The sequence below is a fragment of the Pseudomonas sp. MWU16-30317 genome (assembly GCF_020515695.1).
In the GTDB taxonomy this organism is placed as follows: domain Bacteria; phylum Pseudomonadota; class Gammaproteobacteria; order Pseudomonadales; family Pseudomonadaceae; genus Aquipseudomonas.
Genome location: NZ_JAIWJA010000005.1, coordinates 494875 through 510203 on the forward strand (window position 1 = coordinate 494875; position 15329 = coordinate 510203).

The window sequence follows — 15329 nt, forward strand, 5'->3', positions numbered from 1 at the left end:
CAGAGGTCCTCATGTCCGAATTCCAGTTGGTCACCCGTTTCGAACCCGCCGGCGATCAGCCTGAAGCCATCCGCCAGATGGTCGAGGGCATCGAGGCCGGTCTTGCGCACCAGACGCTGCTTGGGGTGACCGGGTCGGGCAAGACCTTCAGTATCGCCAACGTCATTGCCCAAGTGCAGCGGCCGACCATGGTGCTGGCGCCCAACAAGACCCTCGCGGCTCAGCTGTACGGCGAGTTCAAGGCGTTTTTTCCGAACAACGCCGTGGAGTATTTCGTCTCGTACTACGACTACTACCAGCCCGAAGCCTATGTGCCGTCGTCGGATACCTTTATCGAGAAAGACGCCTCGATCAACGACCACATCGAGCAGATGCGCCTGTCCGCCACCAAGGCTCTGCTCGAACGCAAGGACGCCATCATTGTCACCACGGTGTCGTGCATCTACGGCCTGGGCAGCCCCGAGACTTATCTGAAGATGGTCCTGCACGTCGACCGCGGCGACAAGCTCGACCAGCGCGCGCTGCTGCGCCGCCTTACCGACCTGCAATACACCCGCAACGAGATGGATTTCGCCCGCGCCACCTTCCGCGTGCGTGGCGATGTGATCGATATCTTCCCGGCGGAATCGGACCTCGAAGCCATCCGCATCGAGCTGTTCGACGACGAAGTGGAAAACATCTCGGCGTTCGATCCCCTGACCGGTGAGCTCATCCGCCGTCTGCCCCGTTTCACCTTCTACCCCAAGAGCCACTACGTGACGCCGCGCGAAACGTTGCTCGACGCCGTCGAAGGCATCAAGGAGGAGTTGCAGGAGCGCCTCGAGTACTTGCGCACCGCTAACAAGCTGGTGGAAGCCCAGCGGCTGGAGCAGCGCACGCGCTTCGACCTGGAAATGATCATGGAGCTGGGCTATTGCAACGGCATCGAAAACTACTCGCGCTACCTGTCAGGCCGTGCGTCCGGGGCGCCGCCACCGACCTTGTTCGATTATCTGCCGGATGACGCCTTGCTGGTCATCGACGAATCCCACGTCAGCGTTCCGCAGGTGGGTGCAATGTACAAGGGCGACCGTTCCCGCAAGGAGACCTTGGTGGAGTACGGTTTCCGTCTGCCTTCGGCGCTGGATAACCGGCCGATGCGCTTCGATGAATGGGAGCAGGTGAGCCCGCAGACCATTTTCGTTTCGGCGACGCCGGGCAACTATGAGGCGGAGCACGCCGGGCGGACCATCGAGATGGTGGTGCGGCCGACCGGGCTGGTGGACCCGCAGATCGAGATTCGCCCTGCAACCACCCAGGTCGACGACCTGCTGTCGGAGATCCGCAAGCGCGTGGCCCTCGACCAGCGAGTGCTGGCGACCACGCTGACCAAGCGCATGGCCGAGGATCTGGCGGACTATCTGGCCGATCACGACGTCAAGGTGCGCTACCTGCACTCGGACATCGATACCGTGGAGCGCGTCGAGATCATCCGCGACCTGCGCCTGGGTACCTTCGATGTGCTGGTGGGCATCAACCTGCTGCGTGAAGGTCTGGACATGCCGGAAGTGGCGCTGGTGGCGATCCTCGATGCCGACAAGGAGGGCTTCCTGCGTTCCGAGCGTTCGTTGATCCAGACCATCGGTCGGGCCGCGCGCAACCTTGAAGGTCGCGCGATTCTGTATGCCGACCGGATCACCGGGTCGATGGAGCGCGCGATTGGCGAGACCGAACGGCGGCGCGAAAAGCAGATCGCGTTCAACACCCTGCACGGCATCATTCCGGTGGGGGTGGTCAAGGATGTCGCCGATATCATGGAAGGCGCCACCGTGCCCGGTTCGCGCAGCAAGAAGCGCAAAGGCATGGCCAAGGCCGCGGAAGAGAATGCCAAGTACGAGGCCGAGCTGCGCTCGCCCAGCGAGATCAACAAGCGAATCCGCGTCTTGGAGGAGAAGATGTACCAATTGGCCCGCGACCTGGAGTTCGAAGCCGCCGCGCAGACCCGCGACGAGGTCGCCAAGCTGCGTGAGCGCTTGTTGACGGTGTAAGTCAGGGAGTGTGGGAGCAAGGCTGCAGGCCTCATCGCGGGCAAGCCTCGCTCCCACAGAGTTGCCCGCTCTTGAGGTGCATGCCTGTGAGAGCAAGGCTGCAGGCCTCATCGCGGGCAAGCCTCGCTCCCACAGAGTTGCCGCTCTTGAGGTGCATGCCTGTGGGAGCAAGGTTGCAGGCCTCATCGCGGGCAAGCCTCGCTCCCACAGAGTTGCCTGCTCTTGAGGTGCATGCCTGTGGGAGCAAGGCTTGCCCGCGATGAGGCCTGCAGGCTCGATGCAAGTCTTCATGTCTGGAGCCGTCCCCCCAACCCCTGCTAACATCCGCCCCCTTGATTCACACAGCTGCGGGACTTTCCATGACCACCGTTCGTACGCGCATCGCGCCGTCGCCCACTGGCGACCCTCATGTCGGCACGGCGTATATCGCCCTGTTCAACTATTGCTTCGCCAAACAGCATGGCGGCGAATTCATCCTGCGCATCGAAGACACCGATCAACTGCGTTCGACCCGCGAGTCCGAGCAGCAGATCTTCGACGCCCTGCGCTGGCTGGGCATCGAGTGGAGCGAAGGTCCGGACGTCGGCGGCCCGCACGGCCCATACCGGCAGAGCGAGCGGGGCGATATCTACCAGCAGTACGCCCAGCAACTGGTCGATCTCGGTCATGCCTTCCCGTGCTTCTGCACCAGCGAAGAGCTGGACCAGATGCGCGCCGAACAACTGGCCCGCGGCGAGACCCCGCGCTACGACGGCCGTGCGTTGCTGCTGTCGGCTGAAGAAGTCGCCCGTCGTCTGGCTGCCGGCGAACCCCATGTGATCCGCATGAAAGTGCCGACCGAAGGCATCTGCGTGGTCCCGGACATGCTGCGCGGCAACGTCGAGATCCCGTGGGATCGCATGGACATGCAAGTGCTGATGAAAACCGACGGCCTGCCCACCTACTTCCTCGCCAACGTGGTCGACGATCACCTGATGGGCATCACCCATGTGCTGCGTGGCGAAGAATGGCTGCCGTCGGCGCCCAAGCTGATGAAGCTTTACGAGTACTTCGGCTGGGAACAGCCGCAGTTGTGCTACATGCCGCTGCTGCGCAATCCGGACAAGAGCAAGCTGTCCAAGCGCAAGAACCCGACCTCGGTGACCTTCTACGAGCGCATGGGCTTCATGCCTGAAGCCATGCTCAACTACCTGGGGCGCATGGGCTGGTCGATGCCCGACGAGCGCGAGAAGTTCAGCCTGGCGGAGATGGTCGAGCATTTCGACCTGTCACGCGTTTCCCTGGGCGGGCCGATCTTCGATATCGAGAAGCTGTCCTGGCTCAACGGCCAGTGGCTGCGTGAACTGCCGGTGCAGGAATTCGCCACACGGGTGCAGCAGTGGGCCTTCAACAGCGACTACATGATGAAGATCGCGCCCCATGTGCAGGGCAGGGTAGAGACCTTCAGCCAGATCGCACCGTTGGGCGGATTTTTCTTCGCGGGCGGCGTGAATCCGGATGTGAAGCTGTTTGAAAGCAAAAAACTCTCCGGGGACCAGGTACGGCAACTGATGCAGTTGATCCTGTGGAAGCTCGAAGCCTTGCGCCAGTGGGAAAAGGACCGTATCACCGGGACTATCCAGGCGGTGGTCGACGCGCTGGAGTTCAAGCTGCGTGACGCGATGCCGCTGATGTTCGCCGCCATTACCGGCCAGGCCAGCTCGGTGTCGGTGCTCGATGCCATGGAAATCCTTGGGCCGGACCTGACCCGTTTCCGTCTGCGCCAAGCCTTGGACCTGCTGGGCGGCGTGTCGAAGAAAGAAAACAAGGAGTGGGAAAAGCTGCTGGCTACCCTCGGCTGATCCAGTGACCTGCGGGAGTGTGCAGAGCCCACTCCCGCAGGGGGAATCCGGTAAGTCACTGTTATCGCGGTAAATTGTTTTGAGATTTTTTCAAAATAAGTTTGACAGCGTTGCGGTCCGCACTTAATATGCGCCCCGTCCACACAGCATCACACTGTTTGGGGCTATAGCTCAGCTGGGAGAGCGCTTGCATGGCATGCAAGAGGTCAACGGTTCGATCCCGTTTAGCTCCACCAATTTCCAGGTGTAACGTTGAAGTTTGACTTTACGCCGATCAGTCTCACACTGATCATTGGTAGAAGGTATGTCCCCTTCGTCTAGTGGCCTAGGACACCGCCCTTTCACGGCGGTAACAGGGGTTCGAGTCCCCTAGGGGACGCCAGTTGTAAAAGGATGAAGCGTGAAGGCTTCATCCCGCCGCAGGGCGATAAATTCGGGGCTATAGCTCAGCTGGGAGAGCGCTTGCATGGCATGCAAGAGGTCAACGGTTCGATCCCGTTTAGCTCCACCAATTTGCCAGGGTTCGCGTCAGCGGATCTGCATGAAGGTTTGCGTCCCCTTCGTCTAGTGGCCTAGGACACCGCCCTTTCACGGCGGTAACAGGGGTTCGAGTCCCCTAGGGGACGCCACGATTTCCCGCTCTGCGGGACCAAGGCTCATTCGATTATTGAATGGGCCTTTTGTTTTTTCTGGCGGAGCAAAAACCGTCATCCCTGATTCGCTACACTGCGCCCTTGTCGACCACAGCCAAGTGAGAGCCGCGATGAATTGGGATCTGCCCACACCCTTTACGATCGAACTGAGCGTCGGCGCTGACGATATCGACGGCCTCGGGCACGCCAACAACGCCGTGTACGTCAGTTGGCTGGAGCGCGGCGCCTGGCGCCATTCCCAGCACCTGGGGCTGGATCTGGTCGCCTATCGACGCCTCGATCGCGCCATGGCCGTGGTCCGGCACGAGATCGATTACCTGGCCGCCGCCTATGAGGACGACCAACTCGTGCTGGCAACCTGGATCGTCGATTGGGATCAACGCCTGAAAATGCAACGACGTTTTCAGCTGACCCGCCCCAGTGACGGCGTGACGCTGCTGCGCGCGCAAACCACCTTCGTCTGCATCGAGTTGTCCACGGGCAAGCCCAAGCGCATGCCTGCCGAGTTTATCGAAGGCTATGCGCCGGCTTTGCAATCCGCCTGAGCTGGAGTGATTCGTCGCCAATACCGGCCTCTTCGCGGGCAAGCCTTGCTCCTACAGTGCAAGCCGATCCTGAGTCCTAGACCTGTGCGAGCAAGGCTTGCCCGCGAAGAGGTCACCAGCATCACTATAAAATTTCAGGCTACAATGCCGCGCCCATTTCCGAGACACCGTTCCCCATGCAAATAGCCTTGGCGCCCATGGAAGGCCTGGTCGATGACATCATGCGCGACGTCCTTACCCGCGTCGGCGGGCTGGACTGGTGCGTGACCGAATTTATTCGCGTCAACGACCGCCTGTTGCCGCCCAGTCAGTTCATCAAGTTCGGCCCCGAGTTGCAGCACGGCGCAAAAACCGCGTCGGGCGTGCCGCTGCGTGTGCAATTGCTGGGCTCCGATCCGGTGCTGCTGGGCGAGAACGCCGCACTGGCCTGCGAGCTGGGGGCGCCGGCCATCGACCTGAACTTCGGCTGCCCAGCCAAGACCGTCAACAAATCCCGCGGCGGCGCGGTGCTGCTCAAGGAGCCGGAGCTGCTGCACGCGATCCTGCGCGAAGTGCGCCGCGCCACCCCGGCGCATATCCCGGTGACCGCCAAGATGCGCCTGGGTTTCGACAGTCCGGATGTCGCCCTGGTATGTGCCACGGCGCTGGCCGAAGGCGGCGCCGAACAGATCGTCGTGCACGCGCGCACCAAGGTCGAAGGCTACAAGCCGCCGGCACATTGGGAGTGGGTGGCCAAGGTGCAGGAAGTGGTCAAGGTGCCGGTATTCGCCAATGGCGACATCTGGACAGTCGACGATTGGCGCCGCTGCCGTGAAGTCAGCGGCGCCAAGGACTTCATGCTTGGCCGAGGCCTGGTGTCGCGCCCTGATCTGGCTCGGCAGATCGTCGCCGCCGCCCAGGGCATCGAGCTGCCGGACATGACCTGGTCGCAGCTGTTGCCGTTGATCCAGGACTTCTGGCTGCAAGCGGTGGCCCAGCTCACGCCGCGTCAGGCACCGGGGCGGCTCAAGCAGTGGCTGGCGATGTTGACCCGCACCTACCCCGAGGCGGTGGCGATGTTCGACGTGCTGCGCCGCGAAACCGAATTGACCCACATCGATCGATTGGTTGGTGTCGAGCGCAGCGCCGCAGCCTGAACCGCGATTTCAGTGGTTTGGGCACCCTGGATGCGCTGGTGATGCGCATGGCCCCCTCGCGAGCAGGCTCTGCTCCCACAGGTGGCTCTTGCGGCAACACTCAACTCTCGGCCAGCAACATCTCGCGAAATGCCCGCAGCGACAGCGGCTGGCTATGCAGATAACCCTGATACAAGTGGCACCCCAGCCCCTGCAGGAACTCCAGTTGATGCGACGCCTCGACGCCCTCGGCGATGACCGTCAGTTCAAGGCTATGGGCCATGGCGACGATGGCGCGGACGATTTCCGCATCGTTGGGGTCATCTGCCGCATCGCGCACGAAGGACTGATCGATCTTCAAGGCATCCACCGGCAGGCGCTTGAGGTAAGTCAGTGAGGAATAGCCGGTGCCGAAGTCGTCCATCGCAAAACTTACCCCCAGCTTCTTGAGGGCATGCATCTTGGCGATGGTGTCGTCCAGATCCTGAATCACGATGCCTTCGGTAATCTCCAGCTTCAGCACGCGACAGGGCACGGCATGGGTGCTCAGGCTCAGCAGCACCCGCTCGACGAAGTCATTCTGGCGAAACTGTCGCGGGCTGATATTCACGCACAGGCTGAAGGTGGCGGGGTCGATCAAGCCTTCCTGCAGCAATAGCGCAGCGGCGCGACAGGCTTCCTCGAGGATCCAGCTGCCGACCTCGAGAATCATCCCGCTTTCTTCCAGCACCTGGATGAACAGCACCGGCGGCTGCATGCCCAGTTCCGGATGGAGCCAGCGCAGCAGTACCTCGGCGCCGACGATGCGCTCGCAACGGGCATCCACCTGCGGCTGAAAATTGAGCTGCAGCTCGTTGCGGGCCAGGGCCATGCGCAGGTCGTTCTCCATGCGCAGGCGTTCGACGGCGGCTTTCTGCATCGAGCTGTGAAACAGCTGCGTGGTGTTGCGCCCGGCATCCTTGGCCCGATACAGGGCGATGTCGGCCCGTTTGAGCACGTCTGCCGGGGTCGAGCCATGATCAGGGATCAAGGCGATGCCGATGCTCGGGGTCACCTGCAGCCGATGGCTGTCCAGCGACATCGGTTGCGCCAGCAGTTGGCGAAATTCGTCGGCGGTACGGCGCACCTGTGCGGTAACCTCGCGGCGCGTGCCCTTGAGGCCCGTGATCAGCACTACGAACTCGTCGCCGCCCAGGCGCGCCACGGTATCCTCCATGTGCACCGAAGCCTCGAGGCGAGCGGTGACGATTTTCAGCACCGAGTCACCGACCGGGTGGCCCAGCGAATCGTTGATGTGCTTGAAGTTGTCGAGGTCGAGGAACAGCAGGGCGCCGCGCTGATTGAGCTGCTTGAGTTGGCCGATGTGATAGCTCAGGCGTTCCATCAGCATGGCGCGATTGGGCAGGTTGGTGAGTGAGTCGTGATACGCCAGATGACGAATCTGCGCCTGGGCGTTGCGCAACTGGCTGACATCGCGGGACGTGCTCAGCAGGCAGGGCTTTTCATCGAGAATGATGGTTTCGACCGACACCTCGACGGTGATCAGTTGCCCCTGGCGCGTGCGCCCAAGCATTTCATGGTGCAGCACGCGGCCGCTGTCCTCGACAGCGATGATCAGCCGTTCGTACTGCCGTTCGTCGGCCCAGATCGGTACATCGTCCACTCTGCGCCCCAGCACATCCTCGGCGCGATAGCCGGTCAAGCGGCAAAACCCGTCGTTCACCTCCAGGTAGCGGCCATTGGCCTTGTTGATGATGGTGATGGCGTCGGGGCTGGAGTGAAAGGCCTTGGCGAATTTCTCTTCGCTGGCTTTCAAGGCGGCTTCGGCCCGTTGTTGCTTGGTCACGTCGCGCAAGGTAGTGACCAGGCACGAGTAGCCGCCGACACGGATCATGCTGCTCGACACCAGGCAGGTGAGGGCGCGGCCATAGCGGCTGTGCACGGTGATGGTCAGTTGATCGAGCGACTGGTCGCGCATGAACTGCTGCATGCGCTGCTCGTGGACGTCGTCGTTGGCCCAGAAGCCCGCTTCACGGGCGGTATGGCCAATGATCTGTTTGGTCGTCCAGCCGAAGGTCTGGGTGAATTTGGAGTTGATCTCGATGAACACCCCGTCGCTCAGGCGGGTCACGCAGATCGGATCCGGGCAGGCCTGGAACAGGCTCGAGAACTTCTCTTCGGAGTGCACCAGGCGCTGTTCACGTTCAATTTGCTGGCTGATGCTCGACAGATTGCCGACCACGTGTCGATTGGCACCGTCGGCATCCTGATAGCTCACGCTACGCTCGCGAATACGGGTGTCGATGATCTGCCCGCTGTCCAGGTCCCAATGCCAGCTCAAGGGCTGCGGTGCCGGGCGGTCGATTATCGTGGCGATATCGTGCTCGCCGCGCGCCTTTCGCTCCAGCAGGCTGGGGGCGTCGGCGTCGCAAGTGTCGACGAATGGAAAGAGAGGTGTGGGCATCGATCGCGAACCTTATTGCTGCCAGTTGCCTGCGCATGAAACCTCAAGTCATGCTTTTCCCATTCAAGCCGGGGCGGCGTCAAGTACCACTTCGGCATCAAGTAGCGCCATGAACGCCCGAGCCGCGTTGGAGAGCGTTCGTTCGGTGTGCAGGATGTAGCCTAGCTGGCGGCGCAGCTGCATGTCGGGTAAGTGAATGGCGGCGACCTGCTCGTCGAGCATGGTGCGCGGCAGGACGCTCCAGGCCAACCCGATGGATACCATCATCTTGATGGTTTCGAGGTAATTGGTGCTCATCGATATGTTCGGTGTCAGGCCCTGCGCCTCGAAATGCCGACGCACGATATGGTGGGTGAAGGTGTTGGTGCCAGGGAATACCGCGGGGTGCCGGGCGATCTCCTCGAGGCTGACCTGGGGCTGGGTCGCCAACTGATGCTCGGCCGAGACCACGAAGTCCAGCGGGTCGTCCCACACCGGGATAGCCTTTACCAGGGGGTGCGGGTCCGGGGCGAGGGTGATGACCGCCAGCTCCGCGCGGCCGTGAAGGATTTCCTCGTAAGCGGTCTCGGAGTCGAGAAACTGGATGTCCAGGGCCACCGCCGGATACCGCCGGGTAAAAGCCCGCAGGACTGGGGGCAGGCGATGCAGGCCGATGTGATGGCTAGTGGCGAGGGTCAGGCGGCCGCTGACTTCGCCGGTCAGGTTGGTCAGTGCGCGGCGGGTGTCGTCCAGTACATTGAGGATCTGGTAGGCGCGGGGCAACAGGGCGCGCCCGGCCTCCGTCAGGCTGACTTCGCGCCCAAGCCGGTCGAACAGGCGTACATTGAGTTGCTGTTCGAGGCTGGCGATGCGTTTGCTGACGGCCGGTTGGGTCAGATGCAGACGTTCCCCGGCGCCGGAGAAGCTGCCGTACTCGGCGATGGCGATGAAGGCATTTAGATTGGCGAAGTCCACCGGCTCGAATTCCTTTTGGTTATCCAAAGCATAAAAATTATGAATTTGAGTTATCCAATCTAACCTCTTACCATCTACCCCACAAGCCAAGTGGTTATTGGCGCAGAAAGAAGCTGATGAGGAACCGTCTGATGGCTGGCAAAACGCTCTACGACAAGCTCTGGGATTCGCACTTGGTCAAACAGCGCGACGATGGCTCGGCGCTGATTTATATCGATCGTCACATCATTCACGAAGTGACCTCGCCGCAGGCCTTCGAAGGCCTGCGCCTGGCCGGGCGCAAGCCCTGGCGCATCGACGCCAACATCGCCACGCCGGACCACAACGTGCCGACCACACCGGAGCGCAAGGGCGGAATCGAAGCCATCGCCGACCAGGTTTCGCGCCTGCAAGTGCAGACCCTCGACGACAACTGCGACGAATACGGCATCACCGAATTCAAGATGAACGACGTGCGCCAAGGCATCGTCCATGTCATCAGCCCGGAGCAGGGCGCGACCTTGCCGGGCATGACGGTGGTCTGCGGTGACTCGCATACCTCGACCCACGGCGCCTTCGGGGCCCTGGCCCACGGCATCGGCACTTCCGAGGTCGAGCACGTGCTTGCCACCCAGTGCCTGGTCGCCAAGAAGATGAAAAACATGCTGGTCAGCGTCGAAGGCCAATTGCCGGCCGGCGTGACCGCCAAAGACATCGTCCTGGCCGTGATCGGCAAGATTGGCACCGCTGGCGGTAACGGCCATGCCATCGAGTTCGCCGGCAGCGCCATCCGCGACCTGTCGGTCGAAGGCCGCATGACCATCTGCAACATGTCCATCGAAGCCGGCGCCCGTGTGGGCCTGGTGGCGGCGGACGAAAAAACCGTGGCCTACGTCGAAGGCCGTCCGTTCGCGCCCAAGGGCGAGGACTGGACCAAGGCAGTAGAAGCCTGGAAAGACCTGGTTACCGACGCCGATGCAGTGTTCGACACCGTGGTCGAACTCGACGCTGCGCAGATCAAGCCGCAAGTCAGCTGGGGTACTTCGCCCGAGATGGTCCTGGCTGTCGATCAGAACGTGCCGGACCCAGCCCAGGAGCGTGATCTGATCAAGCGTGGCTCCATCGAGCGCGCCCTCAAATACATGGGCCTGACCGCCAATCAGGCGATCACCGATATCCAGCTCGATCGCGTGTTCATCGGCTCGTGCACCAACTCGCGCATCGAAGACCTGCGCGCCGCCGCCGAGATCGCCAAGGGCCGCAAGGTCGCCGCGACCATCAAGCAGGCCATCGTGGTGCCCGGCTCGGGCCTGGTGAAAGCCCAGGCCGAAAAAGAAGGCCTGGACAAGATCTTCGTCGAAGCCGGTTTCGAATGGCGTGAACCTGGCTGCTCGATGTGCCTGGCAATGAACCCTGACCGCCTGGAGTCGGGCGAGCATTGTGCATCGACCAGCAACCGCAACTTCGAAGGCCGTCAGGGCGCCGGTGGCCGTACCCACCTGGTGAGCCCGGCCATGGCCGCCGCCGCTGCCGTCACCGGCCGCTTTATCGATGTGCGCGAATTGACTCAGGGGAACGCAGCATGAAAGCCTTTACTCAAGTCACCGGCCTGGTCGCGCCTCTGGATCGCGCCAACGTCGACACCGACCAGATCATTCCCAAGCAGTTCTTGAAGTCGATCAAGCGCACCGGTTTCGGTCCCAACCTGTTCGACGAATGGCGCTACCTCGACGTGGGCCAGCCCTACCAGGACAACTCCAAGCGCCCGCTGAACAAGGACTTCGTCCTCAACCACGAGCGTTACCAAGGCGCCAGCGTGCTGCTGGCCCGGGAGAACTTCGGTTGCGGTTCGAGCCGCGAGCACGCCCCATGGGCCCTGGACGAGTACGGCTTTCGTTGCGTGATCGCGCCGAGCTATGCCGATATCTTCTTCAACAACAGCTTCAAGAACGGTCTGCTGCCGATCATTCTCAGCGACGCCGAAGTCGATGAGCTGTTCAAGCAGGTCGAAGCCAACCCGGGTTATCAGCTGCAGGTCGATCTGGCCAGCCAGACCGTCACCCGCCCCGATGGCCAGACGCACAAGTTCGAGATCGACGAGTTCCGCAAGCATTGCCTGCTCAACGGCCTCGATGACATCGGCCTGACCCTGATGGATGGCGACGCGATCGCCACCTTCGAGAGCAAGCATCGCGCCAGCCAGCCGTGGCTGTTCCGCGACTGAGGTCAAAAGCTTCGCGGGCAAGCCCTCCCAGTCGATGAACATGTCATGAAACGCTTCAAATTCAGCAGAACAACGAGGAACCCATGAGCAAGCAGATTCTGATTCTCCCAGGCGACGGTATCGGTCCGGAAATCATGGCCGAAGCGGTCAAGGTGCTGGAGTTGGCCAACGACAAGTACACCCTGGGCTTCGCCCTGCAGCATGACGTGATCGGTGGCGCCGCCATCGACAAGCACGGCGTGCCGCTGGCCGATGAGACCCTCGAGCGTGCCCGTGCCGCCGACGCCGTGCTGCTGGGCGCCGTGGGCGGTCCGAAATGGGACAAGATCGAACGCGACATCCGTCCGGAACGCGGTCTGCTGAAAATCCGTGCGCAACTGGGCCTGTTCGGCAACCTGCGTCCGGCCATCCTCTACCCGCAACTGGCCGAGGCCTCCAGCCTCAAGCCGGAAGTGGTCGCTGGCCTGGACATCCTCATCGTTCGCGAGCTGACCGGCGGCATCTACTTCGGCGCGCCGCGCGGCACCCGTGTCCTGGAAAACGGCGAGCGCCAGGGTTACGACACCCTGCCGTACAGCGAGAGCGAGATCCGCCGCATCGCCGTGGTCGGCTTTGAAAGCGCGCAAAAGCGCGCCAAGAAGCTCTGCTCGGTGGACAAGGCCAACGTCCTGGCCTCCAGCCAGTTGTGGCGTGAAGTGGTCGAAGAAGTGGCCAAGGACTACCCGGACGTCGAGCTCAGCCACATGTACGTCGACAACGCCGCCATGCAGCTCGTGCGTGCGCCCAAGCAATTTGACGTGATCGTCACTGACAACATGTTTGGCGACATTCTGTCGGATCAGGCTTCCATGCTCACCGGTTCTATCGGCATGCTGCCGTCGGCGTCGCTGGATTCGAGCAATAAAGGCATGTACGAGCCATGCCACGGTTCGGCGCCGGACATCGCGGGCAAGGGCATTGCCAACCCGTTGGCGACCATTCTGTCGGTGTCGATGATGCTGCGTTACAGCTTCAACCAGCAGGCAGCGGCCGACGCCATCGAGAAGGCCGTGAGCCTGGTGCTCGACCAGGGCCTGCGCACTGGCGACATCTGGAGCGAAGGCTGTGCCAAGGTCGGTACACAGGAAATGGGCGATGCTGTAGTCGCCGCGCTGCGGAATCTGTAATCTCTTGGGCCCGCTGCAACAGGCAGCGGCCCACTTTTTGTTGAAGGTGTAGTTGCGATGAAACGTGTAGGTCTGATCGGTTGGCGTGGAATGGTCGGTTCCGTGCTTATGCAGCGGATGCTCGAAGAAGGTGATTTCGACCTGATCGAGCCGGTGTTCTTCACCACTTCCAATGTGGGCGGCCAAGGCCCTGCAGTGGGCAAGGATATTGCTCCGCTCAAGGACGCTTACAGCATCGACGAACTGAAAACCCTGGACGTGATCCTCACCTGCCAAGGCGGCGACTACACCAGCGAAGTGTTCCCCAAGCTGCGTGAAGCCGGCTGGCAGGGTTACTGGATCGATGCTGCCTCGAGCCTGCGCATGCAGGATGATGCGGTCATCGTCCTCGATCCGGTCAACCGCCGGGTGATCGACCAGCAACTGGATGCCGGTACCAGGAACTTCATTGGCGGCAACTGCACCGTCAGCTTGATGCTGATGGGCCTGGGCGGCCTGTTCGAGGCCGGTCTGGTGGAATGGATGAGTGCCATGACCTACCAGGCCGCTTCGGGTGCCGGCGCGCAGAACATGCGCGAGCTGATCAAGCAGATGGGCGCGACCCACGCGGCCGTCGCCGATGAACTGGCCAATCCGGCCAGCGCCATCCTCGACATCGACCGCAAAGTGGCCGAAGCCATGCGCAGCGAGGCCTACCCGACCGAGAATTTCGGCGTGCCCCTGGCCGGCAGCCTGATTCCCTGGATCGACAAGGAACTGCCGAACGGCCAGAGCCGTGAAGAATGGAAGGCCCAGGCCGAGACCAACAAGATCCTCGGTCGCTTCAAGAGCCCGATCCCGGTCGACGGTATCTGCGTGCGCATCGGTGCCATGCGTTGCCACAGCCAGGCGCTGACCATCAAGCTCAACAAGGATGTGCCGATCGCCGACATCGAAGGCATGATCAGCCAGCACAACCCTTGGGTGAAACTGGTACCTAACCAGCGTGAAATCAGCATGCAGGAACTGTCGCCGACCAAGGTGACCGGCACGTTGAACATTCCGGTAGGGCGTCTGCGCAAGCTGAACATGGGCTCGCAGTACCTGGGCGCGTTCACCGTTGGTGACCAGCTACTGTGGGGCGCGGCCGAACCGCTGCGCCGCATGCTGCGGATCCTGCTGGAGCGTTGATCGCTGCTGTATGACAAATAGCCCGCGCCTCCCCGGAGTCGCGGGTTTTTTTGTGGCGAATTTGCTGGGGGCTGCAAGTGGACGCGGGATTTCCAATCCACTCTCATTCCCGATAAAGTGCCGCCCCCTGTAACGCTCGAGGATTAGCCCATGACCCAGACTTTCGATATCGCCATCGTCGGCGCCACCGGCACGTTGGGCGAAACCCTGGTGCAGGTCCTTGAAGAGCGAGACTTCCCGGTAGGGGTCCTGCATTTGCTGGCCAGCAGCGAGTCGGCCGGCGCTTCGGTGGCGTTCCGCGGCAAGAACGTGCGGGTGCGTGAAGTCGATGATTTCAACTTCGCCCAGGTGCGCCTGGTGTTCTTCGCCGCCGGCCCGGCGGTAAGCCGCAGCTTCAGTGAGCGCGCGCGCGCGGCGGGTTGCACGATCATCGATCTGGCCGCCGACGCCGGTGTACCGAATCTGGTGCCAGAGGCCAACAGCCAGCGTTTGGCAGATCTGCCCACGCCGGTGCATATCGCCAGCCCTGGCTCCACCGCCGTCGCGCTGGCCGTATTGCTGGCCCCATTGCGCGAGCACCTGCAATTGCAGCAGGTCACGGTCACCGCTTGCCTGGCGATCTCTGCCCTGGGCCGTGAAGCCGTCAGCGAGCTGGCCCGGCAAACCGCCGAGTTGCTCAATGTCCGCCCGCTGGAGCCGCGTTTTTTCGACCGGCAGGTGGCCTTCAACGTGCTGCCTCAGGTCGGCAAGCCGGACACCCAAGGCCATCTGAATATTGAAAGACGTGTGGTCAGCGAATTGCGCGAATTGCTGGATATGCCTTTACTGAAGGTTTCAGTCAGTTGCATCCAGGTGCCGGTGTTCTTTGGCGACAGCTTTACCGTTTCATTGCGCACTGGCGGCCCGGTCGATCTGGCCAAAGTGACCGCTGCGCTGGATTGCGCGGCCAGTATCGAGCGGGTTGAAAACGACGATTTCCCGACCCCGGTAGGCGATGCCGTGGGGCAGGATGTGGTCTATGTCGGCCGTTTGCGCACGGGCGTCGATGACCCGGATGAATTGAATTTGTGGGCCACCGTCGACAACGTCCGCAAAGGTGGCGCACTCAACGCTGTGCAGTTGGCTGAATTGTTGATAAAAGACCTTGTGTAAAAGATACTTGGCAACACTTTGTATAAAGTATCTCGCTTG

General features: G+C 61.9%; 10 protein-coding genes, 4 tRNA genes and 1 pseudogene. 13 read left to right on the top strand and 2 right to left on the bottom strand.

Annotated elements, in window-relative coordinates:
* Positions 1-11 precede the first annotated feature (11 nt).
* The 8 genes from uvrB (at position 12) to LIX93_RS17500 (ending at position 6202) form a co-directional block, all read left to right on the top strand.
* A complete protein-coding gene (uvrB, locus tag LIX93_RS17465; RefSeq protein ID WP_226505294.1) occupies positions 12-2027 on the top strand; it encodes an excinuclease ABC subunit UvrB in 2016 nt (671 codons plus the stop codon).
* A 359-nt stretch (positions 2028-2386) separates the two neighbouring features.
* Positions 2387-3868: a glutamate--tRNA ligase gene (gene gltX, locus LIX93_RS17470; protein ID WP_226505295.1), complete on the top strand. Its 1482-nt coding sequence runs from the start codon at positions 2387-2389 to the stop codon at positions 3866-3868.
* A gap of 160 nt (positions 3869-4028) precedes the next feature.
* Positions 4029-4104 (top strand) — tRNA-Ala (locus LIX93_RS17475).
* 70 nt (positions 4105-4174) lie between these two features.
* Positions 4175-4250, top strand: a tRNA-Glu gene (locus LIX93_RS17480).
* Between the two features lie 53 nt (positions 4251-4303).
* Positions 4304-4379 (top strand) — tRNA-Ala (locus LIX93_RS17485).
* A 42-nt stretch (positions 4380-4421) separates the two neighbouring features.
* Positions 4422-4497 (top strand) — tRNA-Glu (locus tag LIX93_RS17490).
* Between the two features lie 134 nt (positions 4498-4631).
* The gene (locus LIX93_RS17495) at positions 4632-5066 is read left to right on the top strand and encodes a thioesterase family protein (RefSeq protein WP_226505296.1); all 435 of its coding nucleotides are present in this window, start codon (positions 4632-4634) and stop codon (positions 5064-5066) included.
* Positions 5067-5242: 176 nt separating this feature from the next.
* The gene (locus tag LIX93_RS17500) at positions 5243-6202 is read left to right on the top strand and encodes a tRNA-dihydrouridine synthase (protein ID WP_226505297.1); all 960 of its coding nucleotides are present in this window, start codon (positions 5243-5245) and stop codon (positions 6200-6202) included.
* Between the two features lie 100 nt (positions 6203-6302).
* Here LIX93_RS17500 and LIX93_RS17505 read toward each other — a convergent pair.
* Together LIX93_RS17505 and LIX93_RS17510 are read right to left on the bottom strand one after the other, a co-directional pair.
* Positions 6303-8402: pseudogene (locus LIX93_RS17505) on the bottom strand (bifunctional diguanylate cyclase/phosphodiesterase); the annotation flags it as partial.
* A gap of 306 nt (positions 8403-8708) precedes the next feature.
* Complete coding sequence (locus LIX93_RS17510; RefSeq protein WP_226505298.1) at positions 8709-9599, bottom strand: LysR family transcriptional regulator; 891 nt, start codon at positions 9597-9599, stop codon at positions 8709-8711.
* A gap of 131 nt (positions 9600-9730) precedes the next feature.
* Here LIX93_RS17510 and leuC point away from each other — a divergent pair, with 131 nt between their 5' ends.
* The 5 genes from leuC (at position 9731) to LIX93_RS17535 (ending at position 15290) form a co-directional block, all read left to right on the top strand.
* Positions 9731-11164, top strand: coding sequence for a 3-isopropylmalate dehydratase large subunit (leuC, locus tag LIX93_RS17515; RefSeq protein ID WP_226505299.1), 1434 nt, complete (start codon positions 9731-9733; stop codon positions 11162-11164).
* Entirely contained in the window at positions 11161-11802 is a 642-nt protein-coding gene (leuD, locus tag LIX93_RS17520; protein WP_226505300.1) for a 3-isopropylmalate dehydratase small subunit, read from the top strand. Before leuC ends, leuD begins: the two co-directional genes overlap by 4 nt.
* An 83-nt stretch (positions 11803-11885) precedes the next feature.
* A complete protein-coding gene (gene leuB, locus LIX93_RS17525) occupies positions 11886-12968 on the top strand; it encodes a 3-isopropylmalate dehydrogenase (protein ID WP_226505301.1) in 1083 nt (360 codons plus the stop codon).
* Between the two features lie 57 nt (positions 12969-13025).
* Positions 13026-14138 (top strand): aspartate-semialdehyde dehydrogenase, encoded by a 1113-nt coding sequence (gene asd / locus LIX93_RS17530; RefSeq protein ID WP_226505302.1) that lies wholly within the window; start codon positions 13026-13028, stop codon positions 14136-14138.
* 150 nt (positions 14139-14288) lie between these two features.
* Positions 14289-15290 carry an aspartate-semialdehyde dehydrogenase gene (locus LIX93_RS17535; protein ID WP_226505303.1) on the top strand — a complete coding sequence of 334 codons (1002 nt, stop codon included), beginning with the start codon at positions 14289-14291 and terminating at the stop codon, positions 15288-15290.
* Positions 15291-15329: the final 39 nt, after the last annotated feature.

Coding starts and splice junctions, on each gene's coding strand:
- LIX93_RS17495 (WP_226505296.1), top strand. CDS start 4,632: ATGAATTGGGATCTGCCCACACCCTTTACGATCGAACTGAGCGTCGGC.
- uvrB (WP_226505294.1), top strand. CDS start 12: ATGTCCGAATTCCAGTTGGTCACCCGTTTCGAACCCGCCGGCGATCAG.
- leuB (WP_226505301.1), top strand. CDS start 11,886: ATGAGCAAGCAGATTCTGATTCTCCCAGGCGACGGTATCGGTCCGGAA.
- LIX93_RS17500 (WP_226505297.1), top strand. CDS start 5,243: ATGCAAATAGCCTTGGCGCCCATGGAAGGCCTGGTCGATGACATCATG.
- LIX93_RS17535 (WP_226505303.1), top strand. CDS start 14,289: ATGACCCAGACTTTCGATATCGCCATCGTCGGCGCCACCGGCACGTTG.
- leuD (WP_226505300.1), top strand. CDS start 11,161: ATGAAAGCCTTTACTCAAGTCACCGGCCTGGTCGCGCCTCTGGATCGC.
- leuC (WP_226505299.1), top strand. CDS start 9,731: ATGGCTGGCAAAACGCTCTACGACAAGCTCTGGGATTCGCACTTGGTC.
- asd (WP_226505302.1), top strand. CDS start 13,026: ATGAAACGTGTAGGTCTGATCGGTTGGCGTGGAATGGTCGGTTCCGTG.
- gltX (WP_226505295.1), top strand. CDS start 2,387: ATGACCACCGTTCGTACGCGCATCGCGCCGTCGCCCACTGGCGACCCT.